Source organism: Streptomyces pseudovenezuelae, from assembly GCF_001513955.1.
Taxonomy (GTDB): Bacteria; Actinomycetota; Actinomycetes; order Streptomycetales; family Streptomycetaceae; genus Streptomyces; species Streptomyces pseudovenezuelae.
The window spans coordinates 759649-784246 of record NZ_KQ948150.1 but is presented as its reverse complement, the minus strand read 5'-3'; the positions used below and the strand labels follow the sequence as shown (position 1 = coordinate 784246).

7 protein-coding genes are annotated in these 24598 nt (G+C 71.5%); all 7 read right to left on the bottom strand.

Annotated features, from left to right (window positions below):
• Nucleotides 1-44 precede the first annotated feature (44 nt).
• Nucleotides 45-1157 carry a hypothetical protein gene (locus tag AQI94_RS31350; RefSeq protein ID WP_051832806.1) on the bottom strand — a complete coding sequence of 371 codons (1113 nt, stop codon included), beginning with the start codon at nt 1155-1157 and terminating at the stop codon, nt 45-47.
• 94 nt (nt 1158-1251) lie between these two features.
• Nucleotides 1252-2370 (bottom strand): RICIN domain-containing protein, encoded by a 1119-nt coding sequence (locus AQI94_RS31345; protein ID WP_051832807.1) that lies wholly within the window; start codon nt 2368-2370, stop codon nt 1252-1254.
• Between the two features lie 271 nt (nt 2371-2641).
• Entirely contained in the window at nt 2642-5572 is a 2931-nt protein-coding gene (locus AQI94_RS31340) for a thioesterase domain-containing protein (protein ID WP_031057284.1), read from the bottom strand.
• Nucleotides 5573-5839: 267 nt separating this feature from the next.
• On the bottom strand, nt 5840-20755 hold the full coding sequence (locus AQI94_RS31335) for a hypothetical protein (RefSeq protein ID WP_062230045.1): 14916 nt from the start codon (nt 20753-20755) through the stop codon (nt 5840-5842).
• A gap of 52 nt (nt 20756-20807) precedes the next feature.
• Entirely contained in the window at nt 20808-21173 is a 366-nt protein-coding gene (locus tag AQI94_RS31330) for a hypothetical protein (RefSeq protein WP_031049882.1), read from the bottom strand.
• Nucleotides 21170-21652: a YbaB/EbfC family nucleoid-associated protein gene (locus tag AQI94_RS31325; protein ID WP_031049879.1), complete on the bottom strand. Its 483-nt coding sequence runs from the start codon at nt 21650-21652 to the stop codon at nt 21170-21172. Before AQI94_RS31325 ends, AQI94_RS31330 begins: the two co-directional genes overlap by 4 nt.
• Nucleotides 21649-24598 (bottom strand): AAWKG family protein (locus AQI94_RS46285; RefSeq protein WP_263973320.1); only part of this gene is annotated, 2950 nt, incomplete at its 5' end. The genes AQI94_RS31325 and AQI94_RS46285, both read right to left, overlap by 4 nt.

The following is a 24598-nucleotide window of genomic DNA, read 5'->3' as shown; positions in this document are numbered from 1 at the left end:
CGGCGACCTGGGGGCGGGGCAACTCGGCCAGCTCGCGCGCTCGGTCAGGTGGACCACGTCATGGTCGTGCCGTCCATGATGACCACCTTGCCGTCCGTGCGGAGGATCAGCTTCGCGCCCGGGTGGCCCCATACGTCCGCTCCCCAGATGGGCCGGTCGTCGCCGTTGTGGATGACTAGGTTGCCGTCCGTCTGGAAGCGGGCCGTGTGGTTCTCGCCGAAGGTCATCGACGCCCAGGTGGCCTTGCCCTTCTCGTTGTAGACGACGAGGTTGCCGTCCGCCTGCATGACCATCTTGATGCGGTTGGTGCTCCAGGACTCGCCGACGGACAGCGTGCTCGGTGCCGTGACGGACGTGCTGGTCCACACCGGAGCCTTGGGCCGGGTCGCCTTCGCCGAGGGTGTGGCGCTGTGCGTCGGCTTGGACTTCGTGTCCGCGGCCTTGTTCACCGACGGCGTGGACTCGGCGGGGCTCGGCTTCGCGGACTTCTTCGCCGCTTTCTTGCTCGGGGTGACGCTCGGGGTCTGGGTGGCGTAGTCCTCCGGTGCCTCCTGCGCCGCGTTCGCCCCCAGCAGGGTGTCGCTGTCCTCGCGCCCGACGGAGTTGGCTGTCTTCTGCTTGGTGTCGTCGTCCTGGCCCCCCATGAGCAGGAAGGGCACGGCGACCAGGACGGCGCCGACGATGCCCGCCGCGGCCAGCATCGGCTTCTTGGGCCGTCCCCCACGGGACTCCCCCGCGTCGGCGTCGCCGGAGGGGCCTTCGGCCGCGGTTGAGACCGATGCCATAGCGGTCGCCGCCTCGTCGGCCTCGCTCCGCGCCTGCGGCGCCGCGGCGCCGCCGTCCGTCTCGGCCCTGTCAGCCTCACCCGGCACGAGCGCCTCGTCCGCTTCCCGCGCGGCAGCCTTGTCCGACAGCGTTGTCGTCGGACCGGGCTCTTCCTCCGCGGCCTTCTCTGGGCCCGATCCCGCGACGGTCGGCTCGTGCTGCGCCGGTTCACCGTTCGTCGTGTCAGGGCCCGTGGCCGTGATCCGGCCCGGGGTCAGGGTCCCCTCGGGCGGCTCGGAGGACGCGGGCAAGGCGACCGCGACGCGTATCTGCGGGGCGCCTTGTGCGGTGCCGGGGGATGTGGCGTCTCCCGCGTTTCGTTGGGCACTCATTCGGGCCTTCTCCGGTCGGTTGTCGGTGTGCGTTGTGGGCTGTCGGTCCTGGGGCGGGCATCAGTGTCCGGGCGCATGGCGGCCTTGGCGTAGGTCAGAGGCGCCAGCGGTCCGCGGTCCCGCATCCGCCGATCTCCAGATGCGCGTCGTTGCCTGCGGAGGCGCCCCCTTCGAGTCCCAGGCAGAGGTTGTTGCTGGAGTAACTGCGGATCCAGTACGAGCCGTCCGAGCGGGGGTCGAGCCACCACAGCTGGTTGTCCGAGCTCGCCCGGCAGTAGTACTCGGTGACGTTGGTGCCCGAGGCCGCCGCACCGTAGTAGGGCAGGTCCATGCAGAACTTGTCCTTGCTGTTCCTGATGAGGAACAGAGAGGCCCCCTGGGGTCCGCCCTTGGCCTGGGCCACCTCCAGGTTCCACAGCTGGTTGTCGGCGGTGGTGCCGTCGCAGGGGTACTGGTTGACCGGGCCGTCGACCTTGCCGTTGCCGTAGTTGGGGACGTCGGCGCACAGGCCCGTCGTGGCGTTCTTCAGCAGGGTGTTGCCCGCGCTGGAGGCCGCGTTGGCCTTAAGGCGGAGCTTCTCGGCGGAGCCGGTGGTGGTTGCCTTGCCCTGCTTGGGCTTCGCGGGCTGACTGGCCGTCGGGGATGCCTTCTGCTCCTGGACGACCGGCGCGGCCTTCTCGTCCCTGGCCTGCTTCCCTTCGGGCGAGTTGCTGGGCGAGGAGGAGGTGGAGGCGGACGGGGAAGGCGATTCGGTCGCGTAGCTCTCCGAGGCATGCGGTTTCCGGTCGGTGTCCAGGACCGTCCCGGCCGCGTTGTCGGTCCGATCCGAGCCGCGCTCTTCCCTGTCGCCCTGTCCCGCTACGAGGAACGGGACCCCTATCAGGATCGCCCCGACGATGGCCGCGGCGGCCAGCATCGGCTTCTTGGGTCCGGTGTGCGCCTGTCCGGCGGCCGTGGGGCCGGCGCCGCCGCTGCCCCCTGCCACGACGACGGGGTCGGCATCCGGCTCACTTGCCGCGGTGTCGGGGGCGCTCGTGACAGCGCCGGACTCGGCGGGAGCCAGGCCGGGGTCGCTCTTGGTGACCGTGGACCCGGCTGCGGCCTGCTCTTCCCCTGCCGCCGAAACGCCCTCGGCGCCGGCGCCCTCCTCCTCGTTCCCGGTCCGGACGGGTCCCGTGGGCGCGCCCTCCGACGGGGCAGGCTCGGAGGACACCGCAGAGGCTGCGGAGGCCCCCGGCGGGGGTGGAGGTAACGGGGCGGTCGGCTCGGCGCTCGCCTGGTCGGGGCGACCCGCGCCCGGTGTCAGCGCCGTACCGGGGTCCGGTGCCGTGCCCTGGAGCGGCACTGCCCGGCGGATGGTCACCCCAGCGGAACCGGGCCCGTCCGAGGGTCCGTGGGCACGGGAGGTCCCCGACGCTCCGGACGCGGTTGACGGTGTCTCACCGGCCGGATCGGTCTGACGAGTCATACGACTGCCCCTCATGTCAGTGGTTCGCTGTGGTGTGCGCCTCCGCGGCGCCGAAGGGCCCGGAGCAGCGCTCCGGCCACTGGTCGGCACTCGCCGGAGCGGAGCGTCCGCGTACGGCCTCGTCCAGACGGGCGAGTGCGGCACTGTCGGCTTCGGGATCGGGACGGACCGGCCCGTGCGCAGGCAGTTCGCGCAGGAAGATCTGCCGGGCCGTGGCCTGTCCGGCTCGGCGTACGTCCAGAACCCGGAAAACGGCCCCGGGGGTGAACACCACTTCCTCCGGCCCGTCGCCGGGGTCCGAAAGCTGTCGTACCCGGCGCGCGCCGACGGACCAGATGACGTAACTGGCGCCCGTCGTCATGGACGGGCGGACCGGGTCGAGCGGGGTGGCGCTCACCGGGGCGGCGTCGCGCAGCAGTGTTCCGGGGCGTGGCACGCTGCCGTCCGGGGCAGCTCCGGTGGAACGCAGCACCACGCCTCGGTAGGAGGGCAGCCGGTTCAGCGCCGATGCCAGGCACGCCAAGTACGGCAGCAGATCAGTCTCGTGCCCGTGCAGGGCGCGCGTCAGTGTCTGGTGGCTCAACGGCCCCTGTGCGGCGTGCAGGTACAGCCGCAGCGCGATCAGGTCAGCGCGAGCGGCTTCCTGTTCCTTGCCCCGCAGGGCGGGCATCCGGGCGAGTGCCCGGGCGACGGCGGTACCGTGCCGGTCCCATTCCGCGTCCGCCAGCGCGCGGAAGGCAGTGCGGTCGTCTTCGGTGCTGCGATGACCTGGGCTGAAGGGGACCGGGGGCAGGGGCGTGCTCTGGGGCTGCGTGGCCTCACCCGTTTCGGCGGGCGCGGAAGGCAGTGGTGCGTCGGGGGCGGGTACCGAACTGGTCGTGACGACGCCGGGCGGGACTGCGGGCACGGCACCGGGGTCGGTGGCGTCGAGGTCGGAAGAGTCGGCAGATGCGGGGGCGGTCTGCTCGGTGACCGGACCGTCGGGCGCACCGCCACGCTGCTGGGGCTTCGGGGTCTTCGGCTGTTCCGGAACACCGTCCGGCTCGACCTCGACCTCGACCTCGGCCTCGGCCTCGGCGCGTCGCACGGTTTCGATGATCGATTCGCGCCTGGGCAAGGTCCTTTCGGGCGCAGCCGCGTCCGGCTCAAGCGGCTTCGGCGCGCGAGTCGTCGGCACGTCCCGCCTGGGCACCCTCGCTTGCGGAGATCCGGTGCCCACCGAGGCCCCGCCGGCCGCCTCCGCGACCGCCGTGCGCTCGGGCACCGTCCCCTCCCCCGGTGTACCGACTCGGCGCGAACGCTCGGTTTCCTGCGCCGTGGTGACCTCTCGGCGGGAATGCGTCGGGGTGGCACCGGCGGTCACTGGGGCAGCCGCGCTCCGGCTAGCCTCCGGGGGCGGGGAAGCCGGAACGGGTGCCGGGGCCGGAGCCGACTGCTCGGTGTGGCCCGGGTCGGACGAAGTGCGCAGTGTGCCGCTCGCCTGAGGTGGCTGCGTCGACTCGCGCGGGGTGGGTACCGGCGCGCTGAACGAGGCGAAGCGGATCGTCCGCAGGCCGTGTCGTGCCGCCAGACTGCGCAGCTCGCGACCGCCGTCGTGCGGGATCCCGTGCACATGCAGCGTCACGCTCGCGCGCAGCGCGGGAGGCAGGCCGGCCAGGAGGCCCGAAAGGGCCGGCCACAGGGAGGAGTCGAGACGTTCGCCGGGCAGGCCGACCTCGATCAGTGGGCCGGACGGGCTCACCTGGCGGGCCGTGTGGGACAGCCGGGGGCCGTCGACCGGGCCGACCCACAGGCCTGCTCGGGTGACCGTGACCTGCCACTGTTCGGACAGTGCGACGACGCCGTCCGAGGGCTGATCGGCTCTGGGCACGGGTGTCGTCCAGCGCAGCAGGCGGGGGGCGGGCGCCTGTGCGGCGCCCCGGGCCGGCCGGCACACGACGGCATCGACGAAGGGCAGCCATCGCGGCGTCTGGTCGGCCCCGACCAGGACGGACTGCACCGCGTACGTCCCCAGCGGGCGTCCGGCGGCGATGAGCGGCAGCCCCGTCATCACCTCCACCTCCGCGTCCAGCCGGTCGGCGACGGCCTGCGCCAGCGGCAGCAGGTCGCGACGGCCACCGGGCGCGAGGCGTACGAGAGTCCTGACCTCTGCCGGGAGGGCGGCGAGTACGTCGGCGACGTCGTCCGCCAGGACGTCCTCGCCGTAGGGAACGCCGACCACGACCGCGAGGCGGCCGGGAGAGACCGGCACGGAGTGGTAGAGGTCGCCCGGCTTGGTCGGTGCCGCTCCGGCAGGCCGGATGAGGACTCCCGCGGGGATCTGTTCGACGACGCAGCCGCCGTCCGTGCTCGCGGGCAGGGCGCGTAAGGCGCTCTGCCAGGACGGGGCCGGGCTGCGCGGGCCGAGGGGCTTCGGGTGCGTCTGCGGGGCGAAGCGCCACCAACCGCCGTCCGTCGCCGAGCCGAGCGGCAGGCCGGGCACGAAGAGCGTCCCGCCGGGCACGAGCAGGGGCGGCCCGTCCGGTGCCTCCACCGTGAGGCCCCACGCGTCCGCGATCCGCCGTGCGGTGGCGGGCCGGTCCGCGCTGTCCCGGCCGGCGCCGGCCATGGCCAGCCGTACGGTGTCGGTGCCCGAGTCACCGAGGGTGTCGAGCAGTTGGCTCAGGCGGGGCCAGAAGGAGTCCGCCGCCACGCTCTCGGTGCCTGCGACCAGGGTCACGGTCGCCTCGTCCGAGCGCTGCCCCCGGGCCAGGTCGCCGATGTCGGCCGGACTCAGTGAGTCGTCCGAGGGGGAACGCAGGAGGAGCAGGCCGTCGTAGTCCTCCACCAGCACCTGGTCGGCCGCGTCCGCCGTGTCGTGGTGCGGTGTGGACCCCGATGGCCGGGCCCCGCCCGTGGCGGCCGGCCGGTCGCCGCGGCGTCTGCCGAAGGAGCTCCAGCGCGTCATGCCGCACCACTGGCGATCAGCGCCGTGGTCTTTGAGTCGGGACCGTTGTCGTGCTCGGTCACCGGCACATCCTCCACCAGCACAAGACGCGTTCCATCCCTTCAGCCTCTCCAGCCTCTACGAACACATTAGCTTCGATCGAACAGTCTGCGGTTGATTCCTCAACCATGCTGTCCTTGATGGTTACTTGACGGTGTACACCCGGTGCGCTGCCGGTGCCGAACGGAGGCTCTCCGTTTCCGGCGGAACGCCAAAGAGACACATCGATCAGCGAGTTGGCGCCACGGCGGGACGATAGACACCCCCGACCCGGGCCAGGACGACAACAGTTCCATTCAAGGGCCCGAACAGGCGTACCCTGCCTTCCCGTTCGATGATCGTCAGTCTCACACCCAGCTCCTGCGCGATCAGTTCGGCGATGGTTTCGGTGAGGGGACCACGGTGAGCCGTCTGCCGCAGCAGCCGGTAACGCTGGGGCAGGGAGACGTCGAGCTCCGCCACCGGCAGCGCGGTTCCACCGAGTTCGACGAAGACGCTCTGTTCCGCGTTGAGCCGCACACCGGCCCGCGCGAGGTCCTGCGTGGCCAACTCCTGAAGGCCTCCGTGCCAATCCGGGCCGGCGAGCAGTGGTGCGCCCTCCGCGGCATCGGGGGCGGCGAGTCGCTGCTCGGCCCAGCGGTGCAGGGCGTCGGGTCCGCCCTCGGCCGTCAGCGCGGCGAGCAGGGCGCCGCCCTGCCGCCCGGCGTGCGGGAGCCCGGTCCGCAAGGCGTGGACCAGGGCCTCGGTGAACCGGTCGCCCTCTCCGGGTACTTCGGGCAGCTGAAAGGACGTCCCATTGAGGGTGAGTACGCCCTCAGGGCTCCAGACGGGTACGGGCGGGGCGGTGGACCGGGCCTCGTCACCGGCGGGATCTCTGTGGTCCGTCGTCTCCTGTGCCACGGGCGGGACGCCGGCCCCGGCGTCGAGGGCACCGGTGTCCTGCGCGGCCGACCGCAGTCGCGCCAGGGTCGATGCCGTCAGCCCGGCCGTCAGGCGCCGCGCGTCGGCGTCGTCGACGCCGTGACGGCGCAGGAGGGCCGCGAGCCGGTCGCGTGTCGTGCGGTCCTGCGCCGAGAGTGCGGGCTGCGGGGGGCGTTCGTCCTGCTGCCGCGGCCGTGGGTCCGGCGAACTGCCCGAGGCGTCCGCGGCCACCGGAACCAGCCCCTCGTAGTGGTCACGGCCGTTGTAGTGGACGTACACGGTGGGGCCGGTGGCGTCCGGGGCGAGATCCATGACGGTGTGTCCCCCGTTCCCGCCCCCCGGCTGGACGAGGACGAGACGTACCCCCAGCCAACGGGACAGCAGCACGGGCGCGTCGTCGTAGAACGGGGTGTGCCACAGCGCCGGGGACGCCAGGGAGCGGGCGACGAGATCGCCGTATCCCATCGCCGTGAACGCAGGCAGGGACGAGGGGACATGGGCCCTGGCCTCCGGGGGCAGGGCCGCGCGGATCCGTCGCCACACCGCGTCCGCCCGCCTGCCGCCCGCGGGTGCGCGCAGCAGGCTGAGCACGTCGGCCCGCAGGGTGTCGGCCTGGGCCTGTCGGCTCAGTCGCCGGGCGCGGGCCGGATCCGTCTGCCAGGGGTCGGCTGTGGCGGGAGGCAGGAGTTGCGCGACGGCCGCGGCCGGAAAGCCGGACAGCAGCTCGCGTTCCCGCTCGTCGGCTGCGAGGGCGCGCAGGTCGGCCTTGCGCTGATCCTGCGTGAGGCGGCGCGTGATCCGCTCCCGTTGCTCGTCGGTCAGCCGGGGAGCTGTGCTGAGACCCAGGAGGTCCTGGAGGTCGTCCAGGTGAGGGAAGAGATCCGCGACCAGCGCCTCCAGGGGGTCCTGGGAAGCGTGCAGGGCGCGCAGGTCGGCCGCGTCGGCGGAATCGGCGTACCAGCCGGCAAGGCGGCCTCGCACCCCTTGCAGTGCCGTGGCAGAGCCCGGCGCCCGCCTGCCGGGGTGCTGGGCCGCCATGCTGTCCAGCACCGCGCGGAACAGACAGTCCCCGTCCCCCGGCACCGGTCGTACGGAGAAGGACCAATCGTCGGCGTCGATCCGCCGCCCGGACGGCCCGGGCGAGCGGGGCGGCACGGGCGGGGGGACGGGTCCGGTCCGGTCGGAGGGCTCAGGTTCGGTCTGTGCCGTGTTCGCCCCGTCGGCCTTCGGTGCTGGCAAGGCCTTGGTTCGGTCCGTCGGCTGCTTGTCGTCGGCCGGTGCGGTCAGCCCCGCGGGCCGGGCCACCTGGTAGTGGCGGTCGGTCAGGCTGAGGATCACCTGCGGGCGAGGTCGATCGGCGTCGTCGACCAGGCCCTGCAGACCGCGGCGTGCCGAACCGGTCGTACCGCCCGCGGGCGGTGGTCCGCCGTCCGGGTCGTAGTGGTCGAAGCTGCCGTCCTCCCTGACGACGGTGATCCGGACGCCGAAGGTGCGCGCGGTGAGCATCGGCAGAAGGTCCGCGGCCGAGTGGTTCCAGCCACGCTCCGAGTCGGCGTCGCCGCGCCGCAGGAGCTGGGCGACCGCGAGCCCCGCGCGGGCGTCCGCGCTCAGGTCGGCGGCGTGCGGGATGAAGCCGAGGGCGTCGAACTCACGGCGGGCGGGGGTGTCGTTGCCAAGGTCCAGGCCCGCGTCGTCGAGGTCACGCGCACTGAAGGTGTCGGTGTCGTCGGGGGTCACGAAGGCCAGCAGGTCGACATCGGCCGGGTCGGTCAGCCGGGCGGCGAGCCTGCGGCGCAGGCTGGGGACGGCGTCGGGGCCGGTGGGGTCGATGCCGACATCGGCGAGCAGGCCCGGGTCGGCGCCGTCCAGGCCCTGGAGGAGGGCGTGGAAGAACGCGTCGCCGTCTCTCGGCACGTCGACCAGGACGTAGGTCTCCTGAGCGGGTGAGACGAGCCGGGTGTCCGGTCCGGTGGTGTCCCGGGTGTAGCGGGGGCGCTCCGGGGTGGGTTCGGGGGCGGGCTGGGGCGGTGGCTGGTAGCTGACCTCGGGCGGTTGCGTGAGCCCGTCGAGTTCGTTCCTGCCGCTCTCGGTGGCGGCGAGGCGGTGCCAGCGGGTGAGCTGGTCGGCTGCGGCGCGCACCCGGTGGTACTCGGCGGCGGCGGTGTCGGCCGCCGCCCGCAGCAGGGCGAGTTCCTGGCGCCGGGCCTCGAAGGCGTCGCGGGCGGCCTTGAGACGTTCGGTCGCGGCGGCGTGGGCACGGGCGGGCGCGGTGAGCCGGCCGTTCGCCGTGGTCTGCCGGGAACGGGCGCGGGCGAGCCGTCGGCCGGCGGTCTCGACGAGCCTTGCGGCGGTGTGCCGGGCCCGGTCGGCGTCGGCGGCCGGCGTCGGCATCGGCGTGGTGGACGGATCGGCTTCCTGTTCGAGCGTGGCGAGCCGTGCCTCGGCGTTGTCGCGGGCGAGCTGGGCGGTCGCGACGGCACGGTCGGCCGCGTCGCGGAGTTCGTCGGCCCGTCGGCGTGCCGCGTCGAGTTCGTCCGTGGCCTGCTGGAACTGTTCCGGGCCCAGTTCGTTGCCGGGTAGTTCGGACCAGCCGGGCAGCATGTCGAGGGTGTCCTGGGCCCTCCGCACTAGGTCCTGCGCGTGGGCGCGGTCCGTGCGCGCGGTCTCCCGGGCCGTGCGCAGGCCGGTGTCGGCCCGGTCGAGGGAGTCGGCGGCTTCGGTGAGCCGGCGTGCGGTGTCGTGGTCGGTGCGCGCGTCGCTCTCGGCCTGTTCGAGTGCGGTGTCGGCGCTCTCGGCGGCGTCCAGAAGCGGGGTGAGGCGGTTGCGGGTGTCGGTGGCGGCCGTCTCCGCCGCCCTGACGGCGTCGCGCAGATGGATCGCGGTGCGCCGCTTCGCCCAGTAGGCGGTGTCCGCTGCCACCCAGCCCGTGCTCGCTTCGCCGACCGCGTCCCACGCCTTGCGTGCGGACTCGGGGAAATTGGAGTCGGTGATGAGCATCAGCTCGCGGGCGACGTCCTCGCGCACCCACGCGACGACGTATGCCTGGCTCTCCATCGCCTGCGCACCCGGCCTGGCGTGTCCGAAGGTGCCGCGCAGGTACGTCATGGCCCGGGAATCCTTGAAGGTCCGGTGGACGTCGCCGACGCCGACGAACCGGGCGGGAATCGCGAACAGGAACACACGGGGGGTCTTGGGCTTGAGGTTCCTGGAGCTCAGGTGGTCGTCGGAGGTCGGCCCGGTGTCGGCGTCGAGGGCGTGGGGCCCGCCGCCGAGGAGGCCGACCTGGTTGAGGCCGATGTCCTGGGAGGCGTCGTAGAGGAATCCGGCGCCGAGGTGGCCGGACTGCGTGTGCTCGTCGGCCAGCGCGGTGGCGGCGGCCTCGCCGGACTGGTGGAGCACCTCAAGGCGGGCGCCATCGGTGACCGTCAGCAGCAGGGCGCGGCTGAAGTCCGGTGTGGAGTGCAGGGACAGTTCTCCGGAGTCGCTTCCGAGGAAGGACTTCTCGGTCAGCCCGGCGATCTGGTAGCCCGCGGGCTCCAGGGTGCGCGGGTAGAAGGAGGTGACCGCCATGAGGCTGGTGGCGTCCTCCAGTGCCTGGGCGGAGCCGGTACCGGTGCGGGTCAGGCCCGACTTCTTTGTTTGGCGCAGGAGTTGGGTCAGGGCCGCGTCGTCGGGACCGTTTTCGGACTGCAGCACGGCGAGCGAGAAACCGGCGTCGTAGGCCCGGGCGAGCAGGAGGTCGTTCGCCGTGCGGATGGTGTCGACGCCGAGGATGCCGCGGGGGTGAAAGCCGTTCTCGGGGAAGGTGAACGGCCGCTCGACGCCGTCGCCGTGGACGGCCCTGATCTCCTTCCGTACGGCGGGCAGGGGTGTCGGCCGGGGGGCTCTTGTCAGAGCGGGGTCGGTCCTGGGGTCGGGCGCGGGCAGCGCCCTGCGGGGCCCGGTGGATGCGGTGGACGTCGGCTCCATCAGGCTGAGCGGCACGTGTTCGCGCAGGTCGCCGACACCGTGTTCCTCGACGATCCGGTGCCGGCCCAGGAAGCGGTCCAAGGCGGTGGTGGTCCCCTCGTCCGCCTCCCGGCCGGACGGGTCGCCCTGGTGAGGGGTGTCGTCGGCCTCCAGGGTGATCCGCATCGTGTACGGGGTGACGATCTCGGCGTGCGGTTCCGTGGTCACCGCGCGGTAGATCGTCACGGTGGTGTTCGAGTGGCTGGATGCCACCGTCTGCCTGTGGGTCCCCGCTTCGGTGTATGTGGGCCCGGCGCCCACGATCGACGGGTTGTCGGTGTGGGCGACCTGACCGGTCACGATCCCGAGGTCCGTCCCGGAGGACGCCTCGGAGGAGGTCAGGACGACTTCCGAGGCGCGCCGGTTGTCCTCGATCTCGGAGCCGTGGTCCAGTCCCTGGAACTCGGGCGTCCCGGGGATCAGTTCGACGCGGACCCGGACCGATCGCCGGCCTATCCGTACGCTGCCCCAGCCCGACCCTCTGACCGAGACCATCGCGGAGGGTCCGGTGGTCGTCATCTCGCCCTTCAGGGCGCGGGTGGCGCGGGCCGTGACGAGCTGACGGATCTTCTCCCGGCTCGCCTCGTCGAGGCCGGACCCGTCGAGGCGCCGCTCGAACGCCTGCAACGCGTCCGTCGGATCGAGCGAGTTGACCGCGTACGTCCCGAACGCGGCTCCCGCCAGCCAGGGTTGGGGCGCCCAGCGGTGCTGGGCGTAGCGGGGCACGTCACCGAGGCCGTCGTCGATCAGGCCCATCCGGTGGGCGCTCTTCTCCGGCAGGTGGGCCAACATGCCCGCGGGGGTGTCCAGTTCCATGCCCGCCGCACCGGCGAGGATCGACGGGACGAGTGCGCTGCCCGCCGCCGCCCGTCCCAGGCGCCCGGTCCCGAGGCGGCTCGTGGTCAGGGCGAACCAGTGCCGCACATCGCCGGTGACCAGCACCTGGTGGACCGACGAGGCACGGTTCACGTCGGCGACGACGGTCCGTACGAGGGTCGTGGCGGACGCGCGGGACGTCGAGACGGGGTGCGCGATCAGCCCGTACACGCCCATCAGTCCGTGTCCGGGGCTGCGGACGGCGTTGTAGCCGAGCTGACCGCCGAAGACGAAGGTGGTGACCTTGGTGACCTTGCCCGAGGCCACGCGGGTGGCGCCGACGGCCAGTTCGGTGTCCATGGGCCTCGGACCGGTGAGCAGGTGCAGGCCCGACACCGAGGTCGCGTAGCGGTAGGTCCCCCACAACGCGGTGGCGGGCCCCTTTCCGAGCAGGCCGCTGCCCATCAGCCCGAGCGGGCCGGAGCTCTGGTCGAAGTTGGCGGTCAGGTACTGGGGGGTGAAGACCCGGACGACCGCCTCCCGGACGGGGGCGCCCTCCTTCACCAGATGCCAGGTACTGCCCGAGGCCCGGCGCAGGACACCGTCCACCGCCGCGACCAGCCCGGGTGTCAGGACCGCGTTGACGATCGCGTAGGGATGCTGACGCAGCTCCCGGAACTGGTCGGTGCCGCGCGCGGCGAGACGGCCGTTCCCGCCGGCACCGCCGGGCAGTACGAGATCGCCCTTGGCGAGGGCCAGGGCGCGTTCCGTGCTCATCGCCACGGGCTCGGGTTCGGCGGCGAGGTAGGGGTTGAACGCGCCGTCCGCGTGCGGGTCGGTCTCGGGGGCGTGCTGGACGGGGACGCTGATCAGCACCTGCCCGCGCACCGGGCCGCCGCCCTTGAGGAACCCCAGCGACGTACGCCCGAACAGGATGTCGGTGGGCTCGTCGAGGACCAGCAGTCCAGGCAGGCCGAACCCGAAGCCGCGGATCAGGCCGCGGGGCCGCCAGTAGCCGCCGAGGGTCGCGGTGAGGTCGAGGGTGTAGCGGTACAGGTCGGCCGGCGACTTGCTCACCGACATCGGCTCGGCGGTGACGGTGGAGCCGAAGCCGCTCTCCGCCTCCCGCTGCCATCCCTTGCGCGCGCCCAGCGAGAGACCGAGCGTGTTCAGTCGCCGTCCCGTGTCGTCGACGTTGTTGTCCCGGCCCGACAGGGTGCCCTCGAAGCCCGCCTCCGCGGCGCGGCGCGCCGTGACCTGGCCGTCCAGCCGCTCGGCGCCCTGGGCGCTGAAGCGGATGCCGTCGGTGATGTCCTTGCCCTCGTACTGCCGTCCGCTGAGGGTGCCGTGCACCCACACGGTGTAGTACGTCTGTCCGACGGACCCGGGATCGGAGAGCCGGACCCGCAGGCCGACCGTGGTGAGGGCCTCCAGACTGCCGGTGACGTTCTGCTGCGACAGCACGCCGAGGATCTGGAGGGTGTTCTGCAGTGCCGCGTGGTAGTGCTTGTTGTTCCGCCACCGCGGCGGCACGGGGAGGTTGCGGGCTTCCGCGGCCAGCCGGTCCGGGTCGCGCCGGATCAGGTCGTGGAAGCGGGCACGCCAGCCCCTGGGCAGGTCGAGCTCGTGCAGCGGCACGACCAGTCCCCTGCGGCGGGCGGCGACGGCGTCCACCACGCTGTCGGCGAAGGCGTCCAGCAGAGTGCGCCCCACTCCGTCGCGGCTGTCCGGTACGACCTGGGTGCGCCGGCCGTCCTCGAAGGTGAACTCCTTCACCCGGTGCATGCCGAGGGTCCGGGGCCGGTCCACGCTCAGATAGGCCGGCGCGTACGGTACGGCGCCGTGGCGCACCACCAGCGCGGTGCCGTCGTCCCAGCCGGCCAGCCGCCGTGCCTCGGCGCTGGTCAGCCGGTCCAGGCTCCACGTCAGGAACTGGGTGGGCGGGCCGGTGTCGCCCGAGCGGCGCACCCGCACCGACTTCACGACCACGTACAGGGCGGTTTTCGGGCCCTTCACCTGGCCCACCGCCTTCAGCGCGCCGGAGCCGCCGAGGCCGCCCGCGCGGCTGCGGTTGAACGAGTACTGCGCGTTCGGCCCGAACTGCAGCCGCAGATCGAACGGTGCCAGGCCCGGGTCGAAGAAGTTGAAGGCGGGCCCCGCGGCGGCCTGCAGCACGATGTTGCGGCCCTTGGTGCGAACGCGTTCACTGCGCACGGTGGAGCTGCTGCTGTCCCGTATCTCTGCCATGTCGGTCTCCCCGAACAGCACGGCTCTGCGCGGGATGACCTCTTCGACGACGAACACGCCGAGCGGCGACTTGTTCTTGTCGTCGGCGTAGAGCGGAGGGGTGGTCAGCCGGCCGCGCGCCATCGTGGCGCTGTGGCGCTGGAAGCTGTCGCCCGAGAAGAAGGCGTCCAGTTCCCGGTACGCGCTGCTGCCCGGCAGGACCCCGAGGAGCGAGGCGGCCCAGTCCCGGATCGCGGCGACCGGCCCGTACCCCTCGACGCTGACGAATCGGTACTGCGTGTCGCGGCCCAGGTCCAGCGACCTCGGGATCCTGCCGGGCTCGCCCACCTTGGTGACGCTGTCGGGGAGCCGGACCTGGATGCCGTTGCGTATGCCGAACGCGAAGCGGGACGGGACGACTTGGGTGTCGTGGCCTGTGGGCTCCGCGGTTTCCGTCTCCGTGTCGGTGTGCGAGTCGGTGACGAGTTGTCCTGCCGCGTCGACGACCCACACCTCGTAGTGGAGGTCGTCCAGATAGGTCCGGGAGTCGTCGAGCGTGCGCGTCTCCGTCTGGTTCTGGCGCTGGTCCGTGAGCGTGTAGCCGACCTTGTCGATGAAGCCGAACCGGAAGGCGAGCCGGCCGTAGCCGCCATAAGCCGCGGACCCGACAGGGCCGAGCGGACCGCCCGACCCGTACTGGGTGTTGGACTGCACGTTCTTGGTGAACCCGAAGACCGCCGCGGCCTGGTGCATGCTGTCGAGCTTCGCGGCATGACCGACGCCGTCGTCGAACAGGGTCCAGCCGCCGCGGTGGCGCGCCTTGATGTGGAGGACGCGCAGCGTGCCGTCCTCGTTGACGTACGGGATCGGGCGCCCGCCGTCCGCCAGCGACTTCGGCTTCTCCCGAAGGGTCCGCGCCACGTCCGCCGACAACTGGGCCTGGTCACGCGGCCGCACACCGGGCCTGCGCCCCAGCTCTTCCCGGATCCGGGCCACCACCTGGTCGATTCCGCGCAGCACGACCGCGCTCTGACCGAAGGTACTGGGGCCGGCGAGGAGCTGACTGCGCTCGGCGTCGGTCAGATCGTCCGGGAGCAGGGCTTCGAGGTCGTCGACGTACGCGGGCATGGTGCGGCCGTCGTCGAGCCGGGCCGGGGTGCGCCGACCGGTGGGCGGGGCATTCATCCCGGGGTCGAGGACGGGATCGCGCCCAGTGCCCTGTGTCTTCTGCTCCGACGGGTCCGGCGGCTCCGGGGTCTTGTCGTCCTTGTGGTCCAGGGGCAGTCGGACAGCCTGTGTGCCTGTGTCCGCCGGGGTCAGGTACACACCGGAGGAGCGGTTCGCCACCAGGGTGTACGGGGTCGTGTCGGGGTCGAGTTCGTCCAGCACCTGGCGCAGGGCCTCGATGTTGTCGACGCGTCCGATCCAGCCGCTGTCCCCGCGCAGGTACGCGCCCGAGGGCAGGTGGACGAAGTCGTCGCCGAATCCGACCCAGCCCTCCGCGTCCAGTTCCTGATGGTCGGGCAGCCGCACCCGGCCCATGTCACTGACCTCGTACCCGGGCCTCACGGCGTCGGACGAGCCGGACCGGACAGACTCGGAGTCCGAGGGGTCCAAGGGGTCCGAGGGTTCCCGCAGGGTGACGGGGAACCAGCTCTCCTGCGGGGTGTTCTTGCCCTTGCCCTCGGGGACCGGCACGCTCGCGACGGGTACGCGCGTCGGGACCGTCTCCCCTTCCGCGGCGTGCCGGGGCGCCATCAGGGTCACGGACCGTCCTACCGCCCAGCGTGACGCCAGCGGATCGACTCCGTTGTCCCGGGATCCGCCTCGCAGTCCGCCGCGCTGCCGGCCGCCCGGTCCGGATTTCGGGTCGAAGGCCATCGAGGGCAGGAGCAGCGGCGCCTCGGCGGCCGGGGCACCGCGCGTCTCCGGCGCGGGACCGGGGGCGGGGGCGGGCGCGCTGGGGTGGAACACCGTCTGCGGCAGGGGTGGCGGGGCGTCGTCGGAATCGGAGTCGTCGTCGGAGTCCGAGTCGTCGCCGGGATCGGACTCGTCGTCCGAGTCCTCCTCGGATTCCTCCTCGGACTCGTCGTCAATGCCCGCGTCGGGGCCGGGTTCAGCCGTGGCCTCGGCGTTCTCCGACTGCGCCTGGTCGTCGGGCAGGTCGGGAAGGTACTCGCGCACGGCACTCATGTCCAGCGGAGTGCCGTCGGCGGGCAGACTCGCCACGGACTCGACGGTCGCGAGAACGTGTTCGTCGAACAAGTCGTCCTCGGGGCCGAGTTCGTAGACCCGAGCGACGTACTCGGAGACCGCGTCGGGCCCGGACAGCTCGGGGAAGAGCGTGCCCGCCGTGTCGCGCAGGCGTTGGAACGCTCCCAGCCATCGGGTCTGCCCGGCCTGGTCGTCGCCCGGGATCTCGTCCCCGAACATCGCCCTGGCCGTCCGTACCGTGTCGACCACGCGGCGGCGCAGTTCCGCCGGGGCGTCGCCGGTCAGGCCCATGCCCTGGGCCAGGGTGTCGACCAGTCGGGTGTCGCGCGGGCCGCCGAACTGGTTGAAACCGTCCCAGCGCGCCCAGCGCAGATGCTGGTCGAACAAAGCCATGCCGTCCTTCAGATGGGCGACGATCTCCGGCACCGAGAAGCCGCCGAGGAACAGCGAATGGGAGTTCATCAGCACGGCGGGCCTGAAGCCCTGCTCCAGCAGGAACTTCTGCATCAACGTGTGGACGTTGACGCGGCTGTTGGCGTCCGTGAAGGGCTGCAGGATCTGGAGGGCGCGTGTCACCCGCGCGATGGCGCGCAGCTTGTCGTCGGGGCCGAGCGCGACGGCCACCTCGTCGTAGTACCGGTCCAGCAGTTCCTGAACGGCGGCGCGGGCCTCGTCGACGGTGTAGTTGCTGGACACCCTGCCGCCCAGCCAGAAGACCATCATCGGCTTCGGCCCGCCGGGCCGCTGGGCGTTGAAGTCGACCAGCAGGGGCCGCCCCAGGACGGTCTCCTCACCGACATCGGCTGCCAGGCTTTCGACGCCCGTGCCGCGATGAGTGACCATCGAGGAGCCCGACCACGTGGTCGACCGGTTCTGGCCGCCGTCCGTGAGATGACGGGTCGCGAGGTCGTGCATCTCCTCGTACGCGTCGACGTCGATGCGTGACCAGTCCCGATCGCCGCGGCCACCGTCGAGAACCTCGGCGTACAGCTCGTTCATGCCCTTGCGGTAGCCCGGGTACTTGGTGCGGTCCAGGTGGCCGCCGATGTCCTCGGGCTTGGGTGCGAACACCTCGTCGTGGACGTTCGGGTCGATGAACAGCCGCCACCAGGAGCCCTGGAGCAGCAGGTCCGACAGACGCGGTGCCGCCGAGCGGGACGGCCCGCCGGACGTGCCGCCCTGGTAGAACTCGCGGACGCGCTCGCTGGGGAACCGGCCGCCGACGGCGACGTTGTCGCGCAACTCCCGCTCACTGAGCGGCTGCAGGTTGTTGTAGCGGTCCCAGGAGTCGTCGTAGGCGAAGTCCAGGCCGTGGCGCTCCGGATGGGCTTCCTCCGAGGCCCACAGTTCGGTGGCCGTGAGGACTTCGTGCAGCGAGTGGTGGCGGTTGGCCAGCAGGGTACCGACGAGAGCCAGCCGCATCAGCCCGAGGTCGAGGCCCGCGTCCCACTGCTTGTTGGCCGCCTCGACGGCGTTGAGCCAGAAGTACGCGGTGCCGGACAGGCCGGTCATGAGCAGGGCGCCGGTGCTCTGGGCGGCGTAGTGCGGGGAGTCCTCCACGGTCAGCGGGCGTTCGTCCGTGGGCTCCGCGGCGGGCGGCCGGTGGGCGATGCCGGAGCGCTCCGCTCCGGTGATCCAGTCCGTGCCGTTCGCGGAGAAGTCCCGTTCGGCCCTGCTCAGGGGCGGACGTGCGGTCTCCGGGTCGCGCTCGGGCAGGCCGTCCGAGGGGGTGCCCCGCCAGCGGCGGTCGGCGGCGATGACGGGCGGATAGTTCTTCCGCGTACCGTGCAGCGAGTCGAAGACGTGGTAACGCAGCGCGTTCCACAACAGCACGGTCTGCTCTCGGAAGTTGCCGTTCTGCACGACCTCTTCCAGCGCGCCGAGGGACCGGCCCACCGAACCGGGAACGGAGCTGTCGAGGGATCCCAGCATGGGCCGCATCACCTGCGGTGTCTTCTCCCACAGCAGGGCGACGAACCGCTTGACCTCGGCCGTGACGTCCGGATGCTCGGAGAGGAAGTCGGCGAGTCTGCTCTCGAACTGCTCCGCCTCGCTCTGATACCGCAGCCGCTCCAGGTCCTCGGCGCTGACCGGGGCCGGCCGGAAATCCGGCGGCTCCGGCACGGAGGGTGCGGAGCGATGCGCGGATGCCGTGGGCACGGCGGTGGCGCGACCGGGCGGGTTCGCCGGGCCTCCGCGCACCGGCATCGCGGCGAGGCCCGCGTCGGAATCGTCGTCGGAGTCGTCCTCCGCGTCGTCGTCGGAGGACTCGTCCTCGGAATCCGATTCGCCGGGCTCATCCGCCTCGGACTCGGACTCCTCCTCCGAATCGTCCTCCGACTCGGACTCGGAGTCGTCGGGCTGGTGCGCCGATCCGGAGGACGTGGGCGGCCGCCGTGGCGGCGTCACGGTGGTCGGCTCGTCGTCGGAGTCGTTCTCCGAGTCGTTCTCTGCCTCCGAATCCGCCTCGGAATCGGAGGAGTCGGACGACTCGGAGGATGCCTCGTCGGAGTCCGAGGGATGGCCGCCGGGATCGGAGGGCTGGTGGCCCGGACGGGAGGCCGAGTTCCCCGCCGTGGGCACGGCCGCCGGCGCGCCGGGCGTGCTGCCGCTCGCGCCGCCGCGCAACCGGGCGGGCAGGTCGAGCCCGTGCCGCAGACGGTCGGCCAGAGTGGTCGCCGCTTCCCGGCCGCCGCCCGTCACCAGCACGTCGGCCACCTGCCGTACCGCGCTCCGGTACGACTCCAGGGCATGCCGTGAGTCGGCGAGCACCGGATGCAGTTCCAGGGGCAGTACGAGCGAGGTGGCCGTGCTCCAGGCCTGCCCCGCGTTGTCCCTGACGTCGTCCGGCACGGCGTCGACGAAGTCCGCGTAGGCGTCCTGCCAGATGCGACGGGTGGCGTTGGCGGCCGTCGTGTCGAGTTCCGGGGACCAGGAACCGGGCTGGACCATCTGTGACTTGACCCGGTCGAGGTCGGACAGGCCGGTGGGGTCGGTCGAGCCGGTGGTGAGCTCGGCGGGCAGGTCGGCCGCCGTGATCCGGTCGGCGATCCACTGCCGCTGCGCCTCGTCGCGCCGGACGACCGGCACGTGCGGGTCGTCCGGGCCTTGCGATTCCGGCGCATGGGGGTCGATCCCCAACTCCCGCAGGTGCTCCTCCGTTTGCGCCAGGTGGGACTCGGCCTTCTGTACGTCCGCGGTGGCCCGCTTGAGCGCGTCGGCGTCGCGGCTGGAGCCCACACCCGTCTCGACGCGCTGCCTGATGGTCTCGGCCTTGGCGTTGGCCTCGGTGACGGCACGCATCGCGTCGGCGTGTTCGTCACGCGCCGCGGTGACGATCTCCGGGGTGGGCTGGCGCGTGCCGCCGCCCGTGCCGACGCTCGGTGTGTGGGACGGGCCCGTGGCCGTCGACACCGGGTCGGCAGGGGTGATGACGTCCGGGTCGTACGACGAGGTGTCCGAACCCGAGAACTCCGGGTCGCCGAAGTCGGTGGGCGTGGTCGCGCTGTCCGTTTCCACCGAACCCGTCGGCGCGAGGGAGGGCTTCGGCAGCGTGGGACCTGAGGCGTCGGTGAAGTCACCGGTGGTGGAGGAGGTCGTGGGCAACGGCGAGGCCGGATTGAGCACGGACTCGATGTCCGTGACCGTGTCGGTGAGAGAGCCTGACGGTGGGTTGTACGGCCGCGGAGAAGCACTGGTGGCTGTCGGCACGTCAGGGGCCGCCGACGCGGTCGAAGGCGTCGGCGTGATCACCCGGTTCGACGTCGTGGGAGGCGGCGTGTAGGAGGTTGACGGCGACGGCCCCGGCCCCGGCCCCGGCCCCGGAAGTATCGAAGGCGCGCCGGTCACCGGGCTCGCGGGAGCCGAACCGCCGTATCCGCCCCCGGAGTTCCCCCGCCCGCCCCCGGAAGAGCCCCCCGCTCCCCCACCGGACGACCCGGAGAGGTCGTTGATCTCGGTGAACATGTGCTTGTTGTCAAAGTACTTGTTGTACGCCCACAGCCCCGCGCCGCCGAGCGCTGCGGAGGCGCCGAGTTCGAAGACCGCACTGGAGCCGCTGCCGACGAACGTCTCCCACTTGAAGTCCCAGTTGCCCTCGAACGCTCCGGTGACGACGTACTCACCGAGCCCCTCGGCAGCGCCGGCGACGACGAAGGCACCGACGATCTCCGGCGGGCCGTTCTTCAACAGCTTGTAGTTCAGGTTGTTCGGGTTGAACTTGAACTTGTCGAGGACGTCGGCGTTGAAGTCCTTGAAGATCGACTTGAAGGGCTTCGCGACCCATTCGAAGACGCTGCCGAAGAGCCCGACGACCGCGCCGAACGCGGCGGCCTTGCCGACGTCTCCCCAGTCGATGCCGTCGGGCTTGCGCCGGCCGCTGTTGAGTGCGATCTGGGCCAGTCGGACCGCGAGGGTCTGGAGGGCCTCGGTGACCGCCTCGGTGAGCGTCGGCATGATGTGGGTCATCGTCAGCAGCCGGTCGATGATCATCAGGACCGCGAACCGGCTCCGGGCCCGGGCCAGGAAGATCTGCGACACGGACGCGCCGCCCGTGAACGCCATCAGGGCCGTCAGGATCGCCAGTTCGGCGATCAGCATGATGATCTCGGCGATGATCTCCCACTTGGCGCCCTGGACGTTCTGGGAGAGGTCGATCTGCCGGTTCTCGAGATCGGTGATCTGGTCGAGGACCCGCTGCACGGGATCGTTGCCCCGCCCCTCACCGATCAGCATGGTGAGGCCCTGCACGTACTGCTCCGCGACGGCCGGCGGCAGGGAGTCGCGGGACTTCTGGATGGTGTCGCGGGCGGTGTCCCTGAGCTTGGTCAGGTTCTTGCCGTAGAAGCTGTAGAGCTCCCGGCTCGCGTAGAGCAGATTCTCCCTGGCCTGCAACGGCATCTCACCGATGAGGACGAACAGCATCTTCCGCACGTCGGGCGGGAAGTTGATCTCCTCCACTCAGCCTCTCCCGCCCACTGCCCAGGCCACCGCGCTCACTCGTGTCCGCCGCTCAGTGCTTTCCGGACCCGGAGCCGTCCCCGAAGGCGTCCAGCTTGTTGTTCTGCAGGTTGATCCCCTCCAGCGCGTCCTGCTGAGTGCCCTCGATGTTGCGCAGGTTGCCGAGCACGGCGGAACCCAGGTACGAGAAGGCGGTGCCGTACTCCCGGAACACGGACAGCAGGGTCTCGTTGGCTTCCGTGTAGCCGGGGAAGTTCTGCTGGTAGAACTCGTCGTCGTAGCCGTACGCGCCCTGGTACTCCGCCTGTTGGGCGATGAAGTCGTCGCCCGCCTTCTTCGCCAGGTCCGGCAGGATCCCGATCAGCTCCACGCCCTGCCGCAGACCGGCGGGGTTCGCCTCGTACCTGTCCGAGCTCATGGCTGCCCTCCTCGTCCCTGGTGTCGGTTGTCGTCCGTGTCCTCGTGGATCTCGTCGCGCAGACGGTCCCTGGCCGCCCGGCCCCGCCCGCCTGCCGTACCGTCGTCGAGCGCCGCGCCGAAGAGGCGGTCCCAGTCGATGTCGATGCCGCGCATCCCCGTCGGGCCGCCGCCCTGCTGCTCGGCGAGCGGGGCGAAGGTCTCCCTCACCCGCTGGGCCATCTTGGCGCGTGCCTCCTGCACGGCCTCCAGCACGGAGGCGGCGAGCTGCGGGCCGGGCAGGGAACGGAACCTGCCGTCGGGGAACTTCAGGCCGGTGAGCTCGCCCTGCGGGCCGACGGTGACCTCCACCGTGCGGTCGCGGGAACGCGCGGTCGCCGAAGCCTGGTCCAACTCGTTCTCGGCACGCGCGACGGCCTCCTGCACGGCCTCCAACTCGGCCATGGCCTGCGCCAGTTTCTGCTTCATGGACTCGCTCATCGGCCGATCACCGCGGGTGCGCCCCCTTCGTCCGCGCCCCAGACGTCCTCGTCCTCGGGCTCCCATGTGTCACGGGCCCGGTCCGTGCTCTGCGTCTCCGGTCGGCCCGGTGTTCCGGCCGACCCGGGCAGGAACGGGGTCGAGCCCGCCGTACTGGGACCGCCGGCCGCCACCCGCACCTCGTCCTCGGCGTAGCCGCCGTTGCCGCGGGTGCCGCCGGTGCCCGGACGCCCGCGACGGTTGCTGACGATGTCGCTGTCGATGACGTTGCGGACCCGCTCGCCGTCGTTGTTGCCCGCTCCGCCTCCCCCGCCGCCACCCATACCGCCCATGCCGCCCATCGGCATGCCACCCATAGGGCTGCCGCTGCTCGCGGGCGACGCGGCGGAGGCGCCGGCCGAGCTGTCCGGCCCTCCGGCGGTGGCGAGACCGGGGAAGGCGGCGGTGTTCAGCAGCTGCCGGTTGCTCGGCATCGTCACCTGGGGGTTCGCGGCGGAACTGTAGTCCAGGGGCGAGCGGTAGGGGGTGTCGTCGTACAACTCCTCCTCGTAGGAGGCGTGGTCGTACGACGGCTGAGGGGCGGAGGAGCCGTACGTCGGCAGGTCACCGCCGTTGAGGTAGCCGGAGGAGGTCGTGCCGTCAGGGAGCGTGATGGTGGTGGAACCGGTGTCCGGGTCGACCGTCTGGACGGTGCCGTCCGGGTACTCCGTGACCACGTGACCGCCGGAGTCGAGGTGGGTGACGCTGCCGTCCGGGTTCGTCAGCAGATCACCGGTGTTGAGCGGGCCGGAGATGGTGGTGCCGTCGGGGCCTGTGACCGTGGAGCTGTGGGTGAGCGGGTCGATGGTCGTGGAGCTGCCGTCGGGGTACTCGGTGACCACGCGCCCGGAGGAGTCGATGTGTGTTTCGCCGCCGCCGGGAAGATCCAGGGTGGCGTCGTTGACCGGACCGCTGATCGGGGTGGGCGACAACTGTGACAGGTCGCCGTTGTTGAGGATTTCCTGGCGCGCGTTGTCGTAGCGGCCGAGCGCCTCCTGCTCCCGCTTCGCCGCCTCCTGTTCCAGCTGTCGCTGCTCGGCCTCCGCCTGGGCCTGCTTCTTCTCCTGCTCGGTCTGGAGCTGTTCCTGCTTGGCTTCCTGCTCGGCCTGCTTCTGTTCGGCCTTCGCCTCGGCCTGGGCCTGCTTGGCCTCTTGCTCGTTCTGCTTCTGCTCGGCCTTGGCTTCGGCCTCCTTCTCCTTGGCCTCCTGCTCGGCCTTGGCGGCGGCCTCCTTCTCCTCGGCCTTCTTCTCCGCCTCGGCCTGCTTGGCCTCCTGCTCCTTCCGCTCCTGCTCGGCCTTGGTCTCGGCCTCCTTCTCCTTGGCCTCCTGCTTCGCCTCCTGTTCGGCCTGCTTGGCCTCGGCTTCGTTCTCCTTCTGCTCGGCCTTCGCCTCCGCCTCGGCTTCCTTCTGCTCCTGCTCCTTGCGCTGGCGTTCCTGTTCGCCCTTGGCCTGGTTCATCTGGGCGATCTGGAGCTGCTCCTGACGCGCCTGCGCCTCGGCGGCCTTGGCTTCGGCCTCCTTCTCCTTCTGTTCCTGCTTGGCCTCCGCCTCGGCCTGCTTGGCCTCCTGCTCCTTCTCCTTCTGCTCGGCCTTGGCTTCGGCCTCCTTCTCCTTCTGTTCCTGCTCGGCCTTGGCGGCGGCCTCCTTCTCCTCGGCCTTCTTCTCCGCCTCGGCCTGCTTGGCCTCCTGCTCCTTCTCCTTCTGCTCCGCCTTGGCCTCGGCCTCCTTCTCCTTGGCCTCCTGCTCGGCCTTGGCGGCGGCCTCCTTGGCTTCCTGCTCGGCCTTCTCCTTGGCGGCCTTCTCCTCCGCCGCCTTCTCCTTCGCCTCCTGCTCCGCCTTGGCCTTGGCCGCTTCCGCCTCGGCCTTCGCCGCCTGGTCCTTCATCCACTGCATGTAGGCGGCCTGCTGCGCGGCGGCCTCGGCCGCCTTCTTCTCCGCTTCCTCTTCCTTGACCTCGGCCTCGTCCTTGCTGAGGCCCTCCTCAAGGGAGCTGCCTCCGCGGGACTTGATGTCCCCGAGGTCGAAGGTGGACTTGCTCCAGGCGTCCTTGACGTCCTTCAGCGCGGCGACGGCGGCCTTGTCGAGCTGGTCGACGACCGACTTCTGCCAGTCGAGGATCGCCTGGTTGCCGATCTTCGCCCAGGTGGCGAGATCCTTGAGATCACCGAACTCGCGGGCCGGGGTGTTCGCGTCGCCGGGGTCCTTGGCGTTGTTGTCGAACCCGGTCTCGGCCACGTAGTTGACCGTCGAGGGAGCCTCGGAGTAGCTGGGGACGATCTCATACGTGATCTTGGTGATGTTGTGGTCCCACACGTACTTCGTGATCCGGGACAGCAGGGAGTGCAGCCAGCTCAGCGGGTTGCCGTCCTTGTACTCCCAGGTGGCCCAGGAGGTGTGCAGGTCCCAGGCGGCCGCGCGCAACGCCTTCTTCGCGTCGCGGATCTCGTTGCCCTGCTTGGAGAAGTAGCTGCCGTTGGGACTCATGTCGTCGGCGTAGTCGCTGTACTGCTTGTTGAGCTTCTTGACGAGGTCCCAGAAGACACCGGCGGCGGTGCCGCGCCAGGCGTCGTTCTTCTCCAGGCCGACGCGGGTCTGCCACTCCTCGATCTTCTTCTGCTGGTCGACGAAGAACTTGGCGGCCCGGTCGAACGCCCCGGCCACCACGTCGAAGTTGTTGAGGGTGACGGAGGCCGCCTCGTCGACGGACACCTCGTTCCAGGAGAACCCGTGCGTTCCTTCGGGCTTGTTGAGCAGCGCTTCCAGGGCGAGGCCGGTGCCGTAGCTGTACTGGGCCAGCGGCCGGGTGTCCCAGGTGGGTTTGCCCATGCCAAGGTGGTTGTCGTACTGGCTGCTGAAGGTGCCGCCCTCGACGTAGCCGCCGGACGGCGGATCGTCCCCGCTCTTCTGT